The sequence below is a fragment of the Eubacterium sp. SB2 genome, from assembly GCF_001244405.1.
In the GTDB taxonomy this organism is placed as follows: Bacteria; Bacillota; Clostridia; order Lachnospirales; family Lachnospiraceae; genus Faecalicatena; species Faecalicatena contortus_B.
Map to the genome: position 1 here is coordinate 330,773 of NZ_LN865153.1, position 22,816 is coordinate 353,588.

Genomic DNA, 22,816 nt, shown 5'->3' on the forward strand with positions numbered 1-22,816 from the left:
TTCCTTTCCCACTACATTAATTTTGCTCCTTTTCCACCTGACGGCTGACTGCTATCAATATTAATACTCCGATAGCGACCATCTGATATAATGCGGAAACCCCCAACAGGTTCAGCCCATTGCGCAGTGTGCCAATGATAAGTACTCCAAGAATGGTTCCTGACAATTTCCCTTTTCCGCCAAATATATTGGTACCTCCCAGCAAAACGGCCGTAAGCACTTCCAGTTCCATGTTCATTCCAAGTGTTGTTTCAGCGCTCCCCAGCCTGGATACATAACAGATTCCGGCAAGTGCGCATAATGCGCCTTCTATGCCGTACAGCACTATCCTAATCCTGCGGATATCAATACCTGAATATAAGACCGTCCCCTCATTATTTCCCATACAATACAGATATCTGCCTATGATGGTTTTATTTAATATAAATATTCCAACAATGTAAATGACTGCAGTGATCAGAACATTAATCGGTATTCCTAAAATATCCCCCTGGCCTAATGTAAAAAAGGACTTCGGAAAACCGCTGATCGGCCTTGCATTGGTAATTCCATAGATAATCCCGCGGAACAACGACATTGTGCCAATGGTAACCATAATAGGCATCATTTTCAGCTTTGCTACGAAAAATCCATTCAGAAGACCACACATGGTTCCTACGATAAATGCTGCAATAACGCCTAAGAATAGTGGAAGCCCCCTCTCAAAGCAAATCCCCAGTGTAATCGCTGACATACCCACAATGGAGCCTACCGACAGGTCCATCGCGCCGCAGACCACGATAAGTGTAAGCGGCAGGGCTACAATTGCGATTTCTGTGATCTGTCTTAGAACGTTGAGGATATTATCAAAGTTTAAGAAATATGGTGACTGAAAGCTGAAAAACACGATTAATATGAAAAGGATTGCTGCCAGCACAAATGTGTTTGATTTCATAAGGCGCCTTGCTCCTTCTTTTAAAGCCATATCAGACAAGCCCCCTTTCCAGCTCTTTCTTTTTCCGAATTTGCTGATAAGTACTAATCAGCATAGCTGCCAGAATCATCCCGCCTGTTATGGCATCGATCCAGTAAGTGGACACCTTAATCAATATCAGCGCATTTTTGATCATGCCCAGCAGCAGAGCACCTGCTACTGTGCCGAAGATGGTTCCGATTCCTCCATATATGCTCGCGCCCCCGATCAATGCCGCCGCCAGCACATCATTCGAAAAAGTGGTTCCCGCAGAGGAGGCCTGTATGCTGCCTACTTTAGATGCATAGAGCACTGCCGAAACGGCCGCCAGCATTCCGCTGATTACATACACCGTAATTTTTATTTTTTTATAATGTATCCCTGATATTTTTGCTGCCTCCAGATTACCTCCGCATGCGTAAATCTTCCGTCCAAACATGGTATATGCCAGTACATATGAGAAAATAACTGCCAGGACCAGCGTGACAACCGCAGGAAACGGGATATTTAAAACCGTCCCTTTTCCCAGATAATCAAATGCCTCTGGAAAGTTAGTCATCCACTGGCTCTGGCTCACAGCGATGGCTGCTCCCCTGAATATGTACATGGTTGCCAGTGATACAATGATATCCGGGATTCCAAGCGTTGCTATGATCCATCCGTTAATGAAACCGCACAGCATCCCGGCCAATATCCCGGCCAAAATAGCCGCAGGTATTGGCACCCCTTTAAGCATCAGAATACATGTAACCGTTGCCGTAAGACTTACGACCGAACCAATCGAAAGATCCATACCGCCTAAAATAACCACCATGGTCATCCCAATTCCCATGATTGCAATCGAAGTGGACTGGCTCAGGATCAGCGCTATGTTCTTCCATGTAAAAAACTCTGCAGACATGAAACTGAATACAGCAAACAGCACAACAATCAGAACTACAATTGAAATTTCGGATCTCAAATTTCTTTTTTTCATAAGCCTCTCCTATTCTGATCTTGTCACTTCATGCAGTAATTGTCTCTGTGTTACACTTCCTCTTGAATATTCATTGACAATCCTGCCGTTTCTCATGACTAAAATACGATCCGACATGCCAAGCACCTCGGGCATATCCGAAGAAACCATCAGGATTCCCATGCCAGACCGGGCCAGCTGCCTGATCAGTTCATAGATTTCTGACATTGCCCCAATATCCACTCCCCGGGTCGGTTCTACCATAACCAGAATTTGGGGATGAATTGACAGCCACTTTGCAATTACAATCTTCTGCTGGTTGCCCCCGCTCAGATAATTCGTAATCTGCTCCGGCCCCGTGGTTTTTATCTTCAGCTTCTGAATAGATTCATCTACTACTGGTTTTTCCTTTTCCGTTTGGATCACTCCTGCGCGGTTCGAAAGTTCTTTTAAAATCGGCAGTGTAATATTTTCCTTCACTGTACGCTCAGTAATCAGCCCAAATTTTCTTCGATCCCCCGGAATATAACCTACTCCGGACTTCATTGCATCCTGCGGTGTATTAATTCTGACCAACTTACCATCTATTTTTATCTCTCCGCTGTGGCTTTTTAATCCAAACAGACATTCCGATACGGACTGTGCACCTGCCCCTATAATACCGAACAAACTAACGATTTCACCAGGATGGAGGCAGAAGCTCACTTCCCCTTTTTCACCGAACTTAAGTCTGGTCACTTCCATGAGATTCTTTTCCTGATCCGTAGATTGTCCGGCATCCGAACCATAGAGATTACCAATCTCATTTCCAATCATCATCTTTATGAGATCCTGCTGTTCTATATCTTTTACCTTTACAGTGTCTACTTTAGCGCCGTTCCTCAGAACCGTAACTTTATCGGCAATTTCGAAAACCTCGCCCAGATGGTGAGAAACATAAATGATTGCGACTCCCTGGTTCCTCAAGTTACGGATCACCTGAAACATGTTTTCCACCTCATTTTCGGGCAGTGCAGCAGAAGGCTCATCCATAATCAGTATCTCCGCCTGCGCATGCAGCGCTTTGGCTATTTCCACCACCTGCTTGCTCTGTACATTCAGATCCTCCACCAAATCTTCCGCCCGGATTTTGTCACTGATACCGCTAAGCGTCACATTTGCCTCATCATATACCTGCTTCCACGATATTCTCCCTCTATGTGTTTTCCTTGCCTCATCCTGGTTAATGGTATCCATAAAAATATTTTCTGCAACGCTCAGATTCGGAAAAAGGTTAAACTCCTGATGTATGATCGATATTCCATTTTTCTTCGCCTCATCCGTACTCTTAAAGTCCACTTCACTGCCCTTATATATCATCGTGCCCGAACTTTTCCTATAGACAGCTGAAATAATCTTCATCAACGTGGATTTACCTGCCCCATTTTCCCCAACCAGAGCGTGAACTTCACCAGGATAGATATCCAGATCGATGTGTTTTAATGCTGCCACACCTGCAAACTCCTTTGAAATATCATTCAGGGATAAAATTGCTTTCATTCTTCTCACCCTTCCACTTGGCACCACTCCATAATAGCCAATGCAATCATCTTGACAGCCTCTATGTATTCCTCTACCGGGACAAATTCATTATCCTGATGTGCCACGGCCGGGTCGCCAGGCCCGAAATTGACGGTAGGTATGCCTACTCTCTCAGGCCATCCCATATCTGTGTGAAAATATGAACCTTCCAACTCCGGCTTGTACCCAATCTCTTTCAGACAATTACAAAGCGTCTGCACAAACGGATGTCCGCTGTCCGTCTCTCCGCAGTCTGCGTTGACCATCCATTCGACTACAGGAGGGTGTTCTTTTAACCATGTGTCCGTCTCACTTACTTTCCGGATAAATTCCTCAACTTCCTGCATCACCAGTTTTCCACCGCCAAAGTGGTCCCGCTCTTTCGGAAGGAACTGGATGTCAAAGCTGATCTCCGCCTTATTCGCATATGTAGAAGGAAATTCTCCTGCAACCACCTGCCCCACAAGGAGCTGGCACGGTACTTTTAGCAGCGGATGGACTTTTCGAAGCGACCAATCCCGATTCAGCCTGTCGAACGAGTCCAATAAGAGCCTGGCCTTTTGGATCGCATCAACAGTCCCGCCCTCTCTCCAATCTTTCTGTGGGAGCTCAATGTGCCCGCTGCGTCCCGTTAACGTAACCTTTCCCCATAAAATCCCACGGCAGAGAGGCGCGATCTTCATCTGCGTAGCTTCCGTCATGATGCAGGCATCCGCACGGTAACCTCTGTCAACAAAAGCTAATGCTCCCATTCCTCCGGATTCTTCATCTACAACTGTCCCAACACACACATCTCCTTTCAGGACTATTCCGGATTTGCTGACAGCTCTCAGAGCCATCATCATGGCCGCGATTCCGCCTTTCATGTCTACCGCCCCGCGCCCATACAGCCTCCCTTCCTCGATCTCTCCTCCGAAGGGATCTTTCGTCCATCCTGACCCTTCTTTTACCGTATCAATATGCCCCATTAGCAGGAGACTTTTCCCTCCGCCTGTGCCTTTCAGCGTAGCCGCCATATTAGGTCTGTCACGAAATGTGTGGTCTGCAAAATATCCCGGCTGTCCCTCATATTTTGATAATTCTTCCGGATCCGGTTCCCACAGGTCCACTGCCGCGCCTAATTCCTTCATAAATTCTGCGGCCAGACGCTGTGCATTTCCTTCGCCCTTGTATGCCTCTTTCGTGTCAAACCAGGAATTCACGCTTGGAATCTGTACCAGCTCCTGCAAGAATTGAACCGCCTCATCCTGATGTTCGTCAATCCAATTTAATACGCTGTCTTTTTGTCCCATATTCATCCTCTCCCTTCTTTTATATCTGAAATGATATATCTAATGAATTTAGCGGTTCTGCGCCTTCTTCTGTGATCCTGTAGCCATTCTCAAGGCGCATTCCGCCCCAGTCGTTGAGGAACAGCGGTATATCAATGGAAAAGACCATATCTTTTTCAATTATTACAGCGCTTCCCGAGGATAGAATCGGGGACTCAAACTCGATAACGCCTGTACTGTGAATTCCTGTGTATGTAAAGTGCTCTCCCAGTCCGGCCGCATTGATTAACTGCCGCGAAACTTGATCTGCCTCCCGGGCGCTTATCCCAGGCCGTAGAATCGCTGCTGTCCGCTCCTGAGATTCTTTAAGTAGCGCAAGCCGTTCCTTCATATCTGCGGAAGGTGTTCCCAGGAAAAATGGTCTGGCGATGGCCCCGTGATATCCTTCATACCTTGGCGCAAGGGTAACCACAATCAAATCCCCTTCTTTTAATTTCCGCGAAGTTGTTCTGGATAGGATTGGTGCCGTATTTTGAATTCCAGATGCTACCATTGTCTCTATGCCCATGCCTTCTGAACCCATTTTTCTCATCACATACTCCGCCTCAGCCGCGGCCTCCCTCTCGGTTATCCCTTCTTTCAGTGTCTCCCTGATTCTATTCATGCCTGCTTCCGCTATTTTATATGCATACCTGATCACCTCCAGTTCGTTTTCTGATTTCACGGCACGCAGCATAGACATCCCGCTGTCTATATCACTTATATTCTCTTTGCCAAACTGCGCCTGCAGCATTTTCATAGTTAGGTAAGGTACAGCGCTTCCGCCACACAGACCTATTTTTTCGATTGGCCGCCCCATCTGCTCCTCCAGGCCTTTTCTGACCTTGTTCATAGATGTTATCTCACAGTATGGATAGTCTTCATCAGGATGTAAAAACTCCTGTATTGCATATGCTTTTTGACAATATGATGAATTCAGAATAAATTCTACGGATTCTGCACCTGTTGCAATAACGGTGTCCCCTGTTGCTGGTACTAACACAAGCGCCGGTTCGAATTGCGGCTGATAATTCACAAGCCATCTGGCGTAAGCCTGTCCATATACGAATCTGTCGTCCGCATACGCCACAATTAAGTCTAAGTTATGATCTGCCATCAAATTTTGAACTTGTTTCTTCCGCCTTTTAAAGTCCGCTTCCTTAATAATTGGTTTCATTTAATCCCTCCTATATAAATGTTTTAGCCGGCTTTTTATAAATTATTTTAGTTAATATTAGCACTTGTTTTGATTTGAGTCAATTATTTTTCTAAAATATTTTAATTTTAGTGATAATATCTATATTTCACCTTATGTTTCTGTATACTTTTACATATATTATTTTTCGTTTTATTTCTTATAGTTTCTTTTTTAATGGATTTGCTAAAATATTTTAGTCATTTTTACAAAAAAGGACAGCCACGTCATAAAATCCTTTAACGTAGTTGTCCTTTTTCTTTTCACCTTTTATTTCAATTTATAAAAGTATGTTTTTTATAAGTACCTATACTACTTGAGATGCTGCTTTTATGTTACTGCTTAGACCGTGCATGTGCAAAAGACGTAAACAGCAACGCTTTTATTGATTTTGTTCCCATGAGTCCTGCCATAAATTTTTTAGATACCTTGGCCCTATTTTACAGCCTGCAAAAAATCATGACTTTTTTTCTGTGCGGCTTTGATAAATTGTTTATAGCAGTCGCCTACAAAATCCGGATAAAAGTAGCAGAGCGTATTCAGAAAGTCATCTATATACGACTCCTGAATCCCCTGAATCTCATAAAACGGGCCAAGAAATCCTTTTCTGCATTCCTCGCCATACTCTTCTACCGTATCAGCCAGCCATTTCTCTAACTGGATATATTCCCAGTAATCTTCTTTCAAAGAATCCAGCATCATTTTCCTGGTTAACTGCTGAAGATTTCCATTTGGACTGTCAATATCAAGCCCAGCTTTGCTCAACTGCCACTCTCCCAGGTGAAATGCATCAGTTGTATCTACACGGTAAATATAATTGTCATGATTCAATACCACTTCAAAAGAATCTGATTCCAGAAATAATAGGTACAAAGCTCTAAAAGAAAAGTATTCCTCCCAGTTTACAGCACTGCTGCGGATTAGTTCGTAGGACGGTTCGGGGTCTGACAAGGTAAGATATCTTGCGCCAACTGTATATCCTGTTTTAAAATACTTTCGTTTTTCGCCTTCCGATATATGAAATAATTTTGATTCAGGTATATGCAGCCCCATGGCACAAGCAAGCTTTGAGTATATAAATTCATTTGCAGCGCAGTCACAATATTCATGTTTAACCAGATACTGTTCCCGGCGATTCACTTTTCTTTTTGCCAGCAGAAGATTGCCGCTGTCACCTACACGATCAAATGGCCTGATCGGTGAAAATATAAAATCCGCGGTCTCCAGCACATCTTCCGTATCAAGTTTTGGTTTTAGAGCATTATTCTTTATTTGACTCTGCAGACGGATCTCCCTGCACCAATTTTCAAATCGCTGTTGTTTCCACTCTTCTGATGTCATTTGTAAAGATTCCTTTCTTCCTGAATTGACCATACCACGTATCTTATAGGTCTGATTAGTTCTTAAGAAAAGTATAACATATTGCAGCACCAGTGCAACAACTACCCATACTCCGCTAAAAATCCGGCTATAATTTTTTATGTTCAGCCAGAAATATCTGCATAGATTACCGGACTTTCTTTTCTCTAAAAAGTGTGCGGAATATCAAACGCACCAGCGGCCCGCAGTAAAACAGCTGCCAGCAGACAGCCATCGGGAAGTTCATCGCGAACGTCTTTACCCATATACCGAAACCGGGTTCTTTAAATAAAAATACCGCAATAAGGCTCATAACCGGACACATAATGCAGCAGATGCAAATGGAAATCACATAGGTTATCAGCTGTGGTCTGTCCGTTGGTTTCATTACCGTAAATGCTAACATTTTTGCAGCTTTTCCAACAATAAAGAATTCAAGTACAAAGGCTATCGGAACCATAATTGGAAGTTCACACAGAGCAAGTAAAAAGGTCTCTCCAGAAACATTGCCGGTATTTAATGCAACGTTGTAGACAACCATACCATAAACCATGATAAGTGCCATAATTACTGTAAAGACTACATCCTGAAATTTGTTTTTGGGCATAAAAAAATCCTCCTGAATGATTTGTAATTATGTGTTGTTCGTTAATCATTCGGAGAATGTGCGTTTCCAATTAAACCATATGAAATTATTTTGCTTAGAAAGAATACCATATAGAATAAAGATTTGTCAAGAAAAAAATCTATTACCACTCTATTATCACTTAAGGCTCTTAGTTTGATATTTCCTTGACTGGATCAGGAAATATCAAACTAGGGGCGTGTTCATTCATTTCACTGAGCAACAACAATAAGCCTTTTACTCTCTTTGTCATAGGGACTTCTATCATAGTCACCATATATGTTTATATTATTAAACCCTGCTTTTGTTAACAGCCCTCTATATTCATCGTCAAGAATAATCCTATATACAATATCATATTGATTATTTTCCAATCTATTTTGAGAATGGTATAAATCTATTACATGAATTGTTTGGAATTGATCATCGTGCTCTTTCACAAATATCCTGGAAAAATTATCTCTGTTAACAACCACCTCTATTGATGGCAGCGTTAATGTAAAATGCGTTGTCCCCTGGGTCAATATAAGCAAACCATTTTTGTTCAGTCTGTCTTTCATGGATATAAGTGCTGTAAGTAAATCTTCATCCGTATGCAGATGGGGTAAGGCTGTTGTGAGGCAGACAACAGCGTCGAATTTTTCTGTAAATGCTTCCTGTAATTCTCTAAAATCACATCGGCTCAGGGGGATTTGTATCCCATGCCTTTCTAAATTTTTAGAGGCAACTTTCAGCATAGACGCAGAAAAATCAGATCCCGAGACGCGATACCCTAATTCAGCCAGCATATATAGGTGCTGTCCCGTTCCGCACGCACAATCTAATACGGATTGCACTTGATTCTCATTCAATATCTCTTTAAAGAACTGCCTTTCACTTCCAAGATAATTCTCAATGTCTCCGAATTCATCATAATCATATGCAAATTTTTCGTAGATATCTTTCAGTTAATTCACCTCGCTTTCCCCGGCCTTATAGATGGAAAGCTGTTTTCCCACATATTCAGTTAATACCTTCAGAAAGGTGTTAAGCGCATCATTTTGACAGTATTCAAAATCACACCAGCCATCGAGCATTTTATCAAAATGTTCCTTTGTCATTTGTTCCTTTTCTATTACAAGGTCCCATATCTGTCTCTGTTCATTTGCCCCCAGTTCCATGATTTCTTCCATAACATGATACAATTCCTGTTCAGCGTTATAACTTAAATCATAAAAAAGTTCTGATGTAACATGCAGCATACGCACCGCCTTGTCCCGGATTGTTCCGTTGGATTGATTCTCCCATATAGCCAGATCATATATCTCCAGCGTCTCATCATACTCATTTTCCAGGTCAGCCAATGTAGTACTATATCTGCTGTAATCAGAATATTTCCCTGCCGCAAATAATAATTTCTTTTTTAAGTTTTTTACATTATCAGCACCATCCATTGTTTTCACCTTCTAACTTCCATCTACATATTTCATTCCAAATCAATTCCAGCGGTTCGTATATTCCCATGTATTTGAGCAGATCCATTTCTTCTAACTGCTTCAAACTTACTACTTCTTCTCCCGATTTCAAGCGGTCATTGTCCCTGAGTATTTTGATCTGTTCTTCCGTAAACTTATCCGGTATTGCATCAAATAAAGAAAAACTGCTTATGCACTCCAAAGCAAAAAAGAAATCATTCTGGTAGAGTGTCCAGCCCGTTTGAGTACCATCTTCCAATACATCAAATTCCATATCCATTTCATCAATCAGATTATGAATCACCTCATCTATTGTATCGGCATACAGGTTACTATATGATTCACATGCCAATGGGATCAGTTCATATCTTTTAAACAGCTCCTGATCAAGCTCATATAATGCCAGCTCAGATAAACGCATCGTATCTTTCGCCCGTTGCCATGACCTTCCCGCTGCAATTAAGCTCTGTATCGTATAATCCTCTAAGCAGTAAACCGCCTTCTGTTCTTCATCTTCTGCCTTTTGAAATACATTTGCATAATATACATTACGCTCTGCATCAGACAGCTGACCTATATGGTCGATATAAACACTGAACAATATCATACGATTAGAAAGGCGATACCAGTGATGCCTGCGTACAAGAATATGGGACTCCAGCATTTTATCAATTATGTCGTCTCCCCCTAAACCAATATCCGGACACTTCGCCTCAAGTTCGACGCTGGATAGAATTCCCAATCTCCTTTCATAAGGGCGAAAAGAGTTTATGATTTGAAATAATGCTTCTTTATTTCCTCCACATTTCTCTGCCATATACCGGACTATGTCCCTGGAAGCCTCCAAGATGCTTTCCGGCAAATGCCCTGTATATGATACAAGCAGCGTTAAAAACTCTAAAGATTCCTCGTCATGGATAAAAAAATCCCAAAAGTCTGCGTGTTTATATAATGCTGCCTTCATAACAGACTGTATGTTTTCCGGCACCGCATTTATTTCCAACCAGGCCTCCATATCCTCAACCTCAGTAGGTAAAATTACATCCAAAAAGCTTTCCTTAAAGTCCCGTTTAATTTCCTCTATATTTTCTCTCAGCCCGGATATGCTTTCTTCATCCAGGTCTGAATCCTCATAGTCTGCATCTATCCAGCTGTCATAATGTCCAATCTCTTTATGCAAGTCATCCGATATTTCAAGCCCTAACTTTTGAAAAATCTCATGACATCGCTCATCCAAATAAACAAATTCATCCACATTATTCTCTGCTGCCGCAAGGCAGAACTCTGCTCTGTAATATCTATTCAAATATCGATCAATCTTTTCCCTGTTAGAATAAATATATTCATTCCAAAGTTTTTCATATGCTTCAGCAAATTCCTTGCCATCCAGTTCCTCGCGGTTTTTCATCAGACTATTCACATAAACGTCCATCATCCACACAATATTATCGCAGATGCCTTCCTGTTCCAGCTTCACGGCAATCTCTGGAAACACCTGCAAGTCCTCTTTTAATACGGACTCCGGGTATCGCTCGATTGACCGGATGATGGTTGTAAATATCTTTTCAAACCAGCCTTTCAGCTTAAAACAATTAATGCTCTTATACAACAGCAGTAATTGAAAGTACCTTCCATACCCCAGTTCTGAACAATCCTGTTTCGTATAATATCTTTGATAATACTTATATCGTTCCTCCCTTGTAGCAAGTCTGCGTATGTATCTGCTATAAAAAATGATAGATTTAGATTCTAAGAGTGAAATTGCTTTTTCCAGCATTGTCTCATATAGGTCATCTGAACCGGGTATATCATCCAGCAGCTTAAGATACTCCACGCACTGCGAAAAATATATACAGCCTTGTTGCAAAATATCCCGATAGATTTCGAAATTCTCACGAAACAATTCCATTATAAAATCCTTTGCCGATGGATTTTGAAATGTAACGACAATCCTTTCGGAGTAATTCAGGCTATACATATCAGTTCTTACGACAGTCTTCTCCAGTTCAATGATAATCTCGGAAAACCCTTTCCATTCCAACGATTTTTGATTGGCTTTCAGAACATTACAATAACTCTCTTCCAATATTTTGATTTCTAAAGGAAGGGGCATTATAGCCATTAGTAGATACACTACTTTGGCTTCCTGGGATAATTCCGTAAATATCTTCTTCCAAAAATCAACCGGACACTCCAAATACTGTATAAAGTTTTCAACACAGCATTGCGGTTCAATATCAGGTGTTACCGATTTTGTAAACATTTCAATCACACGGGGATTGTAGTTTTTAGAATTAATAATTCTTCTTTCTGCCCCCTTAAGGGCATTCACCTGGTCCCAGGTTAAAACCGTATTCTTTAAATGTCCATAATAAATTTTCAGTTTATCCGCCTCTGAATATTGATCAAGCCGGCACTCCAGCTTATTGGATTCCACTTTCCTTCTAAAATCCTCATTTTTCTTCAAACCTTGTTCCAGGACATATTCCCTTGTAGTCAAAATCAGAAGACAATCCTTCCTCTTTTGAATATATTCAATAAATGTAACTAATTCTTTTGTATGCATTCCATTTCCAAAAGCGTCAAACCCATTACTTCCCCAGAAGTCATCGAAAATGATTACCTTTCTTCCATCTATCCCCTGGGCCGTGTACAAATCTTCCACTGACGAAGCATATATATACGCCTGAAACTGATACTTTGCATAATAATATAGTGCAACCTGATTAGCTAAAGTGGTTTTTCCAACTCCCGGCTCTCCCGAAATGATCAGAACCTTATTTTTCTGTACCTTTTTAATGGCCTCTTCATAAATATCGGTTTCCACAAATAAATTAGCCTTCTCAATGGCTTCATTGAGATAAATCTCAGATTGATGCACCATTGGAGTGTGTACAGCTTCATAGATAGACCGCTTTAGTGCTGCTGTATTTTGAATCCAGAGTTTATAGTATTTCTCCTCAACAGGCCAGTATTTTTCCCGGTCAGTGCTCAAATAATTATTAAAGTCACCTCCCGTGACAATGTCCTCAAATGCCAGAATGTAGGGGGAAAATATTTTCCGGACTACTTCTTTTTTCTCAACCGTCAAATCTCCCGATAATGCCAGGATATAGCGGTCCACCCGCATTCCCTGTTTCACCAGATTGTCCAATTTAGCTTTTTCTTTCCGCGCTACACTTAATATCCTCTCGCTGGTATTTAGTAATCTTTTTGCCTGCATAATTATTGTATAGCCATCTGCTCTTACATGCCTCCCGTCAATCCCCATATCCTTACCTTCTGCAAAGGATTCTATAAAAATATCCTCCCTGATCTGAATCATATCCCTGGCAAAGTTCTGGAATTCTAACGGTGAAAATGAATTGTAGAAGTCGTAGGGTTTCATTCGGTTCTTCTCCTAAGTAATGAAATATCTTATTATGAGTTGCGGGCGGGTCCGCAGAAAACTGCGGAACAATGTATGCTATTTTGGGAACTTTCTTGAATATTTAATTCCCTTTCAATCCTGATCTCCTGACTTTCCGAATCTTCCCTTTAATCGGTCTTGTCTGAAGATATGCCATCACCTGATCCCCTTTACTATTTAGGATTTCCACGTAACTTAGGCTGTCTCTGATATCCACAATACCAATATCATCGGCCTCTACGCCTTCCATACTGCATATCGTTCCAACAATATCTCCTGCCCGCATTTTTGATTTGCGTCCTCCTCCGATTGAAAGGCGTGTAATCCCCTTATTCAGAGCCGTCCCTTTTTTAGGCTTTATCTCTGCTTTTATACGCTGAGATTTCCAGAAGTTTTTTTCTTTCTCAGCATCCAATACCGGAAGATCTGTAAACGGCAGTTTCCGCCCTGCATACTCTTCCACCTGCTTTAGCATCCTCTTATCATCCTCAGTCACCAAACTAATTGCCGTACCGCATTTTCCATTTCTTCCGGTTCTTCCAATTCGATGTACATAGGTTTCCTTCTTTGTTGGGAAATCATAGTTCACTACATGGGTAATGTACTCGAAATCAATTCCTCTGGCCGCCACATCCGTTGCAATCAGAAATCGGAAGCATCCTCTCCTGAATGCATCTACCGTTTTTAGCCGTTCCCTCTGCTCCATCTCACCGTGCAGCATCCCGCAAAATATCCGTCTTCTGCGAAGCTTCTGAAACAAAACATTTGTCATCTCTCTTGTTCCGCAGAAAATCATGCAGCTTTGTGGATTCTCGTGGATAAGAACATCAAGAAATGTATCATATTTGCCATCCTGGTCTGTGAAATATAACTTTTCTGTAATTGCTGCCACCTGCTCATTTGTGGCTCTTTGCAGCACAATCGTCATATCTGGTATGAATTCATCAACCAGTTGTTGGATCTCTGGTTTTAAAGTTGCAGAAAACAGGCATATCCTGCAATCCGCCGGGACAAGAGAAAGGATTCTTTTAACTTCATCTATAAACCCCATATCAAGCATTAAATCTGCTTCATCTATTACCAGCCATTTCACCATTTCCAGCTTCAGACTTTCCCTGCCCAGATGATCCATAATACGGCCCGGTGTTCCTGTCACGATATGAGTCTTCTGCCGCAAGGTCTGAATTTGCTTGTCGATCGGAAATCCACCGAATAGCGCCGGAACCTTCAGCCGCTTTTTTCTTCCGATATAAAACAGTTCCTCGCTGACCTGGACTGCAAGTTCCCTGGTCGGTTCAAGAATTAGTGCTTGCGGTGCGTTTTCTTCCCAGCTGATACTTTCGCATATTGGTATGGCAAATGCTGCCGTCTTGCCGCTGCCGGTAGGGGCTTTCACAACTACGTTTTTCCTCGCTAACATTGGCAAAATAACTTTTTGCTGTATACTCGTAGGTTTATTGTAGCCTAAGCCATTTAATGACTCTAAAATTTCTTCAGAGAGCTCGTATTTGTAAAATTCATTTGTCATATCTTCTGCCTTTCTTTGGGCCCTCGTATTTTGTAATTGGTTTTAATCCACGCCCCCACACGGGAGCGACGGGTTTCATGGCTGTACGATGGAGGACCTGCAGATTTCAATCCGCGCCCCCACACGGGAGCGACTTTCTTCTACGAATCCGTCCACTGTAAAGAAATTTCAATCCACGTCCCCACACGGGAGCGACAAAAAATGCTCTTTCAGACGGCAAGGCGAACAGCATTTCAATCCACGTCCCCACACGGGAGCGACATAGCTGTGACTGCCGATAGTATCACACAAGGTATTTCAATCCACGTCCCCACACGGGAGCGACTACACTTCGATGGCGTAGAAATTCAAACAGGGAGATTTCAATCCACGTCCCCACACGGGAGCGACGTTGCTCTACGTATTCCTTTCGCTCCTATGCAGATTTCAATCCACGTCCCCACACGGGAGCGACAGCAATATTGCACAATTTAATCACCAATTTTCTCGCCTTTCTCAGACAATTGATCCAACACCATTCTTTTAAAATAAGCCTGTCTTCTCAAAACCACTAAAAAACGTACCTAATTCCACAAATATCCAGGTGCGAATCTCCCTAGGAAATTATGTTTACTTGACATTCGCACTTGATATTTTTACTATACTTCCTCCATTGCCTATCGTCAACATAATTATCAATATCCCGCTTCTAACGCTTTCTTTATAATATACATTGCAACTTATCAATAAAAGGCATTGTAATTGCAGATAATACTCTGGCTTCCAGTCTTCTTAATAGAATTGTAATAAACCTAATAAGTTACACCGAAATAACCTCCTTGACTCTTACAAGCCCATGGGGCAGCAATGTCTCAGGATCAATAAATAAGCCTCCTGCCAGCTCACTTCTATTATGCCCCAACAATATGGAATGGAGTAATCCCTTATAACCGCCAACTAAAATCACATTATTTTCTTTAAGCAAAGCAGTCAGTTTTTCTTCTATTGTATGCAGATATTTCTTTAAATCCTCATTCTTAAATTCTCTCACCAGCAGCATTTGAATATATGTGCGCATTTGATTTATTTTATCTTTTGTATCTTTGTTTGCCGTTTCTAATATTTCCGAAAACGCTATATTTTCTTCCAGATATAAGTCACCATCTAACTCCGTTCCGTCTTTAATCATTTCGATACCTACATTATCAAAAAACAAGGCAAATCCTGCCTTCCCGACGTCATCAAGATATTGGGCTTTCCAAAGACTGCGAAGAACAATTGATAAATTCGGAACCGGCACATCGTCTGCCATAAGTTTAAATCCTTTTCTTTTATGCTGCAACAGGGCACCTTTTACAGAACTTCCCGGAAGATAATAATTTGCATGTTCGGGATCATACCTTTCATATTCGCCATATTGATAGAACGGATAGACCACTTTGATCTCATGTTTCTTATCGGACTTAATATCAGCTAACTTATCATCCGGTGATAGGCAGAATTCATCAATATTTTTATAAAATGCCTGTCCTGATCTGGGGGATACAATCAAACTCGATAAAAGTTTCATTGTATATGTAATCTTTTTCATCCTTTTCCCTCTTTTCTCTGAACAATTGGATACAGAAATGCATTACCAAACACAATATCCCGCATTTTATTAAAAGGTGATGGTACGCACTTACCGGCTTCTCCTACTCCATTCTGCAAAGAAATTACACTGCCACTATCGATAAAGCTGATAAAATATTTCCCGCAGGTTTGATTCCAGCCCCCTTGCATTGCAAACGGACGCCGCTCTGAAGTAAATAGTTTTAATGTAGATGACCCGTAGTCAATTTTATCAGGCAGCAACATACCTAAGTTCAAATAATAATTTGCATTCGGAAGTTTTATAGGTTGCACATCAGTTACCCGGTACTTATTCAACCCTTGTGACGCACGCTTTCCTAATATAAGCGATGTCCCATTTTGCACCAGTTCTTTTATTACATCAAGCACGGATTCAATCAACTTATTTTCATCCCCCTGCAGGTAAAAACAAAACTCATTTACAGAATCCATCAATTTCCTACCATCCTTATTTCTCTTTACTTCCTGCAGTTTTAAAAAAGGCACCGTATATAATTTCGTTTCGAGACCTTCAACGCCATATATCACGCTTTCCATAGAAGCGCGAAGCTGCTGACCATCAGATTGTTTAATATATGGATATAAATCACTACAAGTTTCAGGATTTTCCATTACACGTCTTAAATCCCACTCCCTAATAAAGGCTCTCTCTTTTACTGCTGCCCGCTGCTCTTTTAGACTCACAGCCTCTGATATTTTCTCTGCCAGCTTATCAACAACATAATCTTCAGGCATAGGAAAATAATGTAATGGCATTACACTAGACAAGGCCAAATGAATTGTCTTATCAAGTACGGCCTTTACCATCTTTGCAGCTTTTTCGTTTCCGTTTGTTTCTGCGTACATAGTGGTCAGCGCCCCAAATACTTTTTGAGAATCGGGAAGCTGTGTAATTGCACCTGTCGCTTTCAATACGATTTTATAATTTCTCACATTCCTCTCCCCCGCCTTATTCAATCGATACATATACTTTTCCGTAACCACGGCTTTTTGAATTGCCAAGCCGATAAACGCCACCATTAAACTTTTTCAAATTATAAACTATATATGCTTTACATTTCTCAATGGCATTATTGTCGAAATATTTGGAATTGAACCTGTAGAGCTCAATCTCCCCCTCAAACTCTAAACCCATTCTTGCGGTTTTATAAGTACGTGGATTTGATTTCGGCTCCGCACCTTCGCAATTAATCGATGTTTTTGTGTCAATAGAAAAACATTTATTCAAATCACGATGCTCTTTTTTTAACAGCAGGTCATTGAATAACAGTTTGGGTGTGTTATTAAACTCTCTAATCCCAAAAAGGTGGCCTGCTGATGCCTCTTTTATCGCGCTGGCATAGCGTTCTTTAGTTCTGACAAGCGCTTCTGTGTTTTCCTTATAATATTTCTGAATCAGCGCCTCATTTTCTTCTTTTTCTTTTCTTAACAGTTCCGCATACCATCGAGCGATTTCATCAGCCTCTTTACTATGATCCTCCATAACAATAGCGCGAAGTGCCCCTTTCAAAGATGACGCAGGAATACACGGAAAACCCTGTCCATCCACTGCTGTCCACTGATCAATTCCACCTATTTCAAAAGGCATCGGCGATCCTCCGATGAAAAGATTTGAAAGGGTTTTTATTCTTATTTTTATGACGTTCTCCATTTACAAAAACCTCCTATTCTAACTCCGTCTTTTTGAATTTCATAGCCAGCTCATTGTATTGATAAAACAGCATCAGAGAATCCACAAAAACAGGAGTCCACGCCTTTGTACTTACTGCAAGTTTACAAAACTTCTCCTTATCAAAATACAATCGGTTAGGATGTTTCCCTTCCTTTTCACGCTTTTCATTTAAAGCTTGTATCTCCTGCTTTGCTTCCACCGTTGATGGGTTGCGCAATTCTATCATATCTGCGGCCTTTTCTACCGGTATCGTATCTGTTTCCCTCAGGCGGTAAAGCATAGATGTTTCAAGTACAAGTCGTTGGTACCCACATTTCCGTGATTTCTTTAAAGTTTTTTCTTTCACAAAAACAGCTGTCAATTCTCTATTCAGCTTTTTTAGACAACGTTCGAAAAGATATTTTCTAGGCTGTACAAACAAATAGCGACAGATATCTGTTTTACTCTCTTCATACCTTTTCTCATACATATCCCATCCTTCTTTATCCGAAATCTGAAAACGGGCATCACAGAAGAGCAGCATTAAACGCAGATATGACTCAAAACGGTGCCTTGTCAAGCTATCCAGTTTTATCCTCGTTCCATATTCATCCTTTATATATAACTGCCGTATTAAATTACCGTTCAAAAGAAGTTCCAGCTTTCCTGCCCTTTGATCAGAATCATCCAAATGCCTTGGGCGCAAATGATACAATATATGATTTATATATTGTACCTGCTCAGACTGGATATCGTCAGCCGTAATATCCTCTAACAATGTATAAAAAAAGTTAGGCTTCCCCAAAAATTCAGAGCATCCACTCTCTTTGCTTCTTATATAATTAAGGAGCTTAACATCGCTAAGAAAAAAATTCCAAATCGGGGTGTTTTTTAACTGCTGGTTTATTGCTGACCGTTTCCTGCAATTTTCACATTTACATCTCGATTTTTCTTTTGTTTTACACTCTAGTAATTCTTTTTCTTTCTTCAATTCTCCATAATCTATATCGAAAAAAGTCATGTTTCCAATAGATATCTTCATTATAAAAAACTCATTCAAGGTATCCGAAATTTTCTTGGATTTTGCATTTTTTAGCTGAGCCTCAACCATTTCCATATAGTAGCGGACAGGCTGTTTGTTAAATGTAATTTCTACCCCAACACTTATAAACAACTTTGTTGTATTTCCGCACTCTTTGATTTTTCCATTTACATTTTGCATAATTTCCCTGCAAACATTGATTCCGCAAATCAAATCTTCGATGGCTACAGCAAAAAAGATATCATCTCCAGCTATGTATAATGGAAAAAGCCACCCCCTTCTCCCTTCTGGCGCACATTTGACAGCCATTCGATGCAGCCCTTCCAAAGAAATCTCTTCATTAAGTATCTGGCTGATATTTCTATATTTTTTATAATCTTTTATATTTTTGAACATTGCTCCCATTCTGTCTAAGTCAGCTTTTAGTATAGCGATACGAAAGCGTTTTGAATCATCTTCCTTTTTATTCGCTTCTTCATTATTTTCTTTCTTTCGCAATGCATTGATATTTTCGGCAAAAGCAGGAAACTTCTCTGTATCTATTTTAATACTACGTTTTTTATCCTCATCCTCCGGCGCCTTGCAAAATGAGAAAAGCAGCTCACGATTTTTTGATATTATTTCATTCCAGTTATTCGTCTTTTTAAGATTTGCCTTTGCCGTTTGAATTGCAGCGATATCATCCAATCCTTCAGAAGAAAAAACTGTCCATCGGATTAACTTCTGTCCCTGTGATTCTCGATAATATTCCTCAAATAAAGTATTGAGACGGCTCTCCAGCTCCGCTTCAGATAATGTACAACGAAAGACATATACTCCCGAACATTTTAAAAGCACATAGTTATCGAATTCAGGGAATTTATTATGTATATGTTCAAAGAAGCCCTTGGAAACCTGATAAGAGGAATTTATAATTCCCCGAAGTGTAGCATCTTCCGTCTGCTTTTCCTGTGCATGAGAATGTATAACCTCTGTCAAAAATGTTTGAATTTTGTCTACGGATAGCGCAACAATTTGTTCATTCATCCCCCTTTTCCTCCATATTTCCATTATTGTCAAACATCTCCGCATAAGCAGCATGTGGGAACAACATTGGATTATTAATCAACATGAGTACCTGATTTAGCTGAAAATTAAATGTCAGTAGTGAAAGTTCTGTGCCTTCATGATGAACCAAATATTTATCTAATCCGTAATTTTTCACTGCCTCTTCCCAGTCTACTTGATCATTTTTATGCTCTGGCAAACCCTTTGCATGGTTTAAGGATACATACCAATCGTATAGATTTTTCTTGCTGTCATCCCATTCAATCTGCAATTTGCCGCCCTTATTAGGAATTGCCCTTATAACAATATCAAAAGGATTTTCATCTTCATCTACCAATTCACTAATATCCTTCTCGTTTAAACAACACAAAATCCGCAAAGGGCGCGTAGCTGTCTGTGTTATTGTAGGTTCTATTTCCCCGCACACAATTTTACCAATCATACGGATATATGATTTGTTTGAAGTCCTTAACGCTTTTATGCTACTGATCCAAGCCCTTAATATTTCCTTATCCATTGAGGAACTTTTGCATTCAATAACTGCTGCCACCGCTTCAATCGGAAGAAATTTCAAATTGTCATAACTAAAAATATATGGAGTATAAGTTTCATCAAAAACAGCCAAATCCACTTCCTTCGAAACTTGACCGTAGGAATCAATGATAAACATAGACTGTTCAATCATAAACTTTTTAGGCACAATGTTACGAAACATCTTCCCCCAAATTTGTTCCCGATAATGCCCAATTGTGCTGCCATGGGGCACTTTAAAATATAATTCATTTACAATTCCCTGTTCCATCCGCTCATAGTTCAATTTAATATTTCTTATAGTAGAATAATCAGCATTTGCATATTTATCTATATGATCCTCTTCGCTTTTTCTGTTTGTTTCTTCTTGTTTCATCCGTTCCTCCTAATGTGTTCTTTATAGATTTTTCAAATAAAATATACCTCAATCCGCCCCATCCCAAAGGTCGTATTCCGACCAATGTGCAAAATTTGCGCTGCAAGCAGCCACGGGACAAAAGGTGTCAGATCCCCCGCAAACTCCAACTCCCCCAATAAACCACTTAGATCCATCTTTCCCTTCAGACGGTTTGAATATCGTTCTACTTGTTCCAGCCTCAAGTCCTCCTTCGTCGTCCTGACCTCTGCTGCAAGCATCAAAAGCCTGGTAGCCTCCTCCTTATTCACAAACCCTCCATACCTCTCGGTTATCGCAATTATCCGATTAGTAATATTTCGAATCAGTGTCGGAAACGTTATGCTTGTCAACAACTGGCCACTACGACGTATTCGAAGCGGGGTGCAGAGCTTTATTACTACACCTGTAACTTTCTGCAATCTTTGATAAGGTATACTGACGGCATTGGCGCCTGTCGCGTAATAATTTTCTTTTCTCCAAAGGACTCTTTGATCCTGGCTATTATTGATTTGCGATAAACTAAAAGGATATCGCTGCGCTCCTAAACCCAAGCGCCAGATATCCTGTAAGGCCCTTGACAATGAAGGGGCATATTTAACTGCATTTCCAAGAAGTATGAATTCGAATTTTAATTGTTCTCCCTGTTCAATTATTGTTTTTGTCCCGAAAGCCTCAGGTGGAACTATCAAATAGGGCTTTACAATATCTTGCTTCCCATCACAGTACTTACCATTCGCATAGAGAAAATCGTAAGCCTTTCTATCTTCCTTATATAACGCCTGCCCGATCACTCCTCGTAATGTCGACCCGAGATAACACGGTAATTCTGCTTGTTTTAATGAAACCAGCGAAATTCTAAGCGGTAAATATCTAATATCAAATGATTTCTGTTCACTCATAGTCTAAACCTGTTAGCGTATTTACCGTACGTTTACCTTTCTTTCATTATTTATGTTAGTTAAGTGTTTCTTTAATTTTTCTTTCACGCTCCCGTGAAGGAGCGACTGTGCTGATACATTCAATGAGGCAAATAAAAGAATTTCAATCCACGCTCCCGTGAAGGAGCGACGGTAGAGATTTTGAGTATGAGCTTCAGGTAATAGCATTTCAATCCACGCTCCCGTGAAGGAGCGACCTGTGGGCACTCATGTTCTTTGGATGGATGGGGTATTTCAATCCACGCTCCCGTGAAGGAGCGACGAAATTACAAAGAGGGAGACATACTTGAAATGATGATTTCAATCCACGCTCCCGTGAAGGAGCGACGAAGGTCCAGCCACTCCCCCCACGACCACATAGGATTTCAATCCACGCTCCCGTGAAGGAGCGACGCGTATCGTGCTGACGAGGTAGCGGATGCGCTGATTTCAATCCACGCTCCCGTGAAGGAGCGACAGCAATATTGCACAAATATCCCCTTTGTCGTCTCATTCCTATTAGTCAATTATACCCATTCCCTTCTCTTTAAGCAAGCTTTTCCTTTCGCATTCACTTCAAATCATTCAAATTTTCACGTTTTTTTGGTGCGAATCTCCTAAGGGATTTATGTCTACTTGACATTCGCACTTAATCCCCTCTAATCACACAGCTCTGTATCTGCCGCTTTTTCCCCTGATTCGATTTGTTTTAATAAATTCAATGATATGCTTCATCCCAAAGAAATACCGTTTATACCTTAATTATTCTCTTCATAAACTGCCTTGCATTCTCCATATCCTTCCTATCAGGATGCTTCTTCGCTATTCCCCCAATCCTCCCAAACACCCCAAATGTATCAAAGCCACGGCATTGAAAGTTTCCAAGATAGTCCGCTCCTTTTATTTTTATCTGTTTTGCCGCACCACTTGCATAATTACGGTATCCGACACCACAGGTTGTAACCGTGAACACCTTTTGGTTTCCGGAAAAATCGCTTTTCTCAATAAGCTCTTTTATCCCATCATGCATGGAATGATAAAATACCCCGGATGCCAGTCCTATCACATCATAACCCGCCAGATCCACGTCCTTTTCCTTTGTGATGTCCACAACGTCCGCACCTACCTCTGGTGCCATAACGTCCACGATTTTCTTTGTATTTCCATGATGTACAGACGCATATACAATTACAGCTCTCATATATGAATACCTTCCTTTCTAAATGTATGGTCAACCATTCAATCTCCAAAAAACTCAAATGCAGCACCCGAT

General features: G+C 40.9%; 18 protein-coding genes and 2 CRISPR repeat arrays. All 18 genes read right to left on the minus strand.

The window, feature by feature from the left end; translation table 11 throughout:
• Window positions 1–16 precede the first annotated feature (16 nt).
• Window positions 17–934: an ABC transporter permease gene (locus BN1938_RS13830; protein WP_197278218.1), complete on the minus strand. Its 918-nt coding sequence runs from the start codon at window positions 932–934 to the stop codon at window positions 17–19.
• A 31-nt stretch (window positions 935–965) separates the two neighbouring features.
• The gene (locus BN1938_RS13835; protein WP_050641173.1) at window positions 966–1,928 is read right to left on the minus strand and encodes an ABC transporter permease; all 963 of its coding nucleotides are present in this window, start codon (window positions 1,926–1,928) and stop codon (window positions 966–968) included.
• 9 nt (window positions 1,929–1,937) lie between these two features.
• Window positions 1,938–3,446 carry a sugar ABC transporter ATP-binding protein gene (locus BN1938_RS13840; protein WP_050641174.1) on the minus strand — a complete coding sequence of 503 codons (1,509 nt, stop codon included), beginning with the start codon at window positions 3,444–3,446 and terminating at the stop codon, window positions 1,938–1,940.
• Between the two features lie 5 nt (window positions 3,447–3,451).
• Window positions 3,452–4,759 (minus strand): ArgE/DapE family deacylase, encoded by a 1,308-nt coding sequence (locus tag BN1938_RS13845; protein WP_050641175.1) that lies wholly within the window; start codon window positions 4,757–4,759, stop codon window positions 3,452–3,454.
• A 19-nt stretch (window positions 4,760–4,778) separates the two neighbouring features.
• Entirely contained in the window at window positions 4,779–5,954 is a 1,176-nt protein-coding gene (locus BN1938_RS13850; RefSeq protein WP_050641176.1) for a M24 family metallopeptidase, read from the minus strand.
• A gap of 453 nt (window positions 5,955–6,407) precedes the next feature.
• A complete protein-coding gene (locus BN1938_RS13855) occupies window positions 6,408–7,313 on the minus strand; it encodes a hypothetical protein (RefSeq protein WP_050641177.1) in 906 nt (301 codons plus the stop codon).
• 166 nt (window positions 7,314–7,479) lie between these two features.
• Window positions 7,480–7,938, minus strand: a complete 459-nt coding sequence (locus tag BN1938_RS13860; RefSeq protein ID WP_050641178.1) for a DUF2798 domain-containing protein — start codon at window positions 7,936–7,938, stop codon at window positions 7,480–7,482.
• Between the two features lie 230 nt (window positions 7,939–8,168).
• Window positions 8,169–8,903, minus strand: a complete 735-nt coding sequence (locus BN1938_RS13865) for a class I SAM-dependent DNA methyltransferase (protein WP_050641179.1) — start codon at window positions 8,901–8,903, stop codon at window positions 8,169–8,171.
• On the minus strand, window positions 8,904–9,398 hold the full coding sequence (locus BN1938_RS13870) for a hypothetical protein (protein ID WP_148487216.1): 495 nt from the start codon (window positions 9,396–9,398) through the stop codon (window positions 8,904–8,906).
• A complete protein-coding gene (locus BN1938_RS13875; RefSeq protein WP_050641181.1) occupies window positions 9,376–12,798 on the minus strand; it encodes an ATP-binding protein in 3,423 nt (1,140 codons plus the stop codon). Before BN1938_RS13875 ends, BN1938_RS13870 begins: the two co-directional genes overlap by 23 nt.
• Before the next feature lie 103 nt (window positions 12,799–12,901).
• Window positions 12,902–14,347: a DEAD/DEAH box helicase gene (locus BN1938_RS13880; RefSeq protein ID WP_050642699.1), complete on the minus strand. Its 1,446-nt coding sequence runs from the start codon at window positions 14,345–14,347 to the stop codon at window positions 12,902–12,904.
• Between the two features lie 39 nt (window positions 14,348–14,386).
• Window positions 14,387–14,801: a CRISPR direct-repeat array (repeat unit 31 nt; unit sequence ATTTCAATCCACGTCCCCACACGGGAGCGAC).
• A 345-nt stretch (window positions 14,802–15,146) separates the two neighbouring features.
• Window positions 15,147–15,917 carry a hypothetical protein gene (locus BN1938_RS13885; RefSeq protein ID WP_050641182.1) on the minus strand — a complete coding sequence of 257 codons (771 nt, stop codon included), beginning with the start codon at window positions 15,915–15,917 and terminating at the stop codon, window positions 15,147–15,149.
• Window positions 15,914–16,891 (minus strand): hypothetical protein, encoded by a 978-nt coding sequence (locus tag BN1938_RS13890; RefSeq protein ID WP_050642700.1) that lies wholly within the window; start codon window positions 16,889–16,891, stop codon window positions 15,914–15,916. The genes BN1938_RS13885 and BN1938_RS13890 overlap by 4 nt, the downstream gene beginning before the upstream one ends.
• 16 nt (window positions 16,892–16,907) lie before the next feature.
• On the minus strand, window positions 16,908–17,609 hold the full coding sequence (locus tag BN1938_RS13895; protein WP_050641183.1) for an RAMP superfamily CRISPR-associated protein: 702 nt from the start codon (window positions 17,607–17,609) through the stop codon (window positions 16,908–16,910).
• 13 nt (window positions 17,610–17,622) lie between these two features.
• Window positions 17,623–19,677, minus strand: a complete 2,055-nt coding sequence (locus tag BN1938_RS13900; protein ID WP_050641184.1) for a Cas10/Cmr2 second palm domain-containing protein — start codon at window positions 19,675–19,677, stop codon at window positions 17,623–17,625.
• Window positions 19,670–20,605 carry a DUF6602 domain-containing protein gene (locus tag BN1938_RS13905; protein WP_197278219.1) on the minus strand — a complete coding sequence of 312 codons (936 nt, stop codon included), beginning with the start codon at window positions 20,603–20,605 and terminating at the stop codon, window positions 19,670–19,672. Before BN1938_RS13905 ends, BN1938_RS13900 begins: the two co-directional genes overlap by 8 nt.
• Window positions 20,606–20,637: 32 nt before the next feature.
• The gene (cas6, locus tag BN1938_RS13910; protein ID WP_050641185.1) at window positions 20,638–21,525 is read right to left on the minus strand and encodes a CRISPR system precrRNA processing endoribonuclease RAMP protein Cas6; all 888 of its coding nucleotides are present in this window, start codon (window positions 21,523–21,525) and stop codon (window positions 20,638–20,640) included.
• 75 nt (window positions 21,526–21,600) lie between these two features.
• Window positions 21,601–22,021: a CRISPR direct-repeat array (repeat unit 31 nt; unit sequence ATTTCAATCCACGCTCCCGTGAAGGAGCGAC).
• 273 nt (window positions 22,022–22,294) lie between these two features.
• Complete coding sequence (locus BN1938_RS13915) at window positions 22,295–22,744, minus strand: flavodoxin family protein (RefSeq protein ID WP_050641186.1); 450 nt, start codon at window positions 22,742–22,744, stop codon at window positions 22,295–22,297.
• Between the last annotated feature and the right edge of the window lie 72 nt (window positions 22,745–22,816).

Coding starts and splice junctions, on each gene's coding strand:
- BN1938_RS13895 (WP_050641183.1), bottom strand. CDS start 17,609: ATGGAGAACGTCATAAAAATAAGAATAAAAACCCTTTCAAATCTTTTC.
- BN1938_RS13905 (WP_197278219.1), bottom strand. CDS start 20,605: ATGAAACAAGAAGAAACAAACAGAAAAAGCGAAGAGGATCATATAGAT.
- BN1938_RS13845 (WP_050641175.1), bottom strand. CDS start 4,759: ATGGGACAAAAAGACAGCGTATTAAATTGGATTGACGAACATCAGGAT.
- BN1938_RS13855 (WP_050641177.1), bottom strand. CDS start 7,313: ATGACATCAGAAGAGTGGAAACAACAGCGATTTGAAAATTGGTGCAGG.
- BN1938_RS13915 (WP_050641186.1), bottom strand. CDS start 22,744: ATGAGAGCTGTAATTGTATATGCGTCTGTACATCATGGAAATACAAAG.
- BN1938_RS13885 (WP_050641182.1), bottom strand. CDS start 15,917: ATGAAAAAGATTACATATACAATGAAACTTTTATCGAGTTTGATTGTA.
- BN1938_RS13900 (WP_050641184.1), bottom strand. CDS start 19,677: ATGAATGAACAAATTGTTGCGCTATCCGTAGACAAAATTCAAACATTT.
- BN1938_RS13830 (WP_197278218.1), bottom strand. CDS start 934: ATGAAATCAAACACATTTGTGCTGGCAGCAATCCTTTTCATATTAATC.
- BN1938_RS13840 (WP_050641174.1), bottom strand. CDS start 3,446: ATGAAAGCAATTTTATCCCTGAATGATATTTCAAAGGAGTTTGCAGGT.
- BN1938_RS13850 (WP_050641176.1), bottom strand. CDS start 5,954: ATGAAACCAATTATTAAGGAAGCGGACTTTAAAAGGCGGAAGAAACAA.
- BN1938_RS13880 (WP_050642699.1), bottom strand. CDS start 14,347: ATGACAAATGAATTTTACAAATACGAGCTCTCTGAAGAAATTTTAGAG.
- BN1938_RS13860 (WP_050641178.1), bottom strand. CDS start 7,938: ATGCCCAAAAACAAATTTCAGGATGTAGTCTTTACAGTAATTATGGCA.
- cas6 (WP_050641185.1), bottom strand. CDS start 21,525: ATGAGTGAACAGAAATCATTTGATATTAGATATTTACCGCTTAGAATT.
- BN1938_RS13835 (WP_050641173.1), bottom strand. CDS start 1,928: ATGAAAAAAAGAAATTTGAGATCCGAAATTTCAATTGTAGTTCTGATT.
- BN1938_RS13875 (WP_050641181.1), bottom strand. CDS start 12,798: ATGAAACCCTACGACTTCTACAATTCATTTTCACCGTTAGAATTCCAG.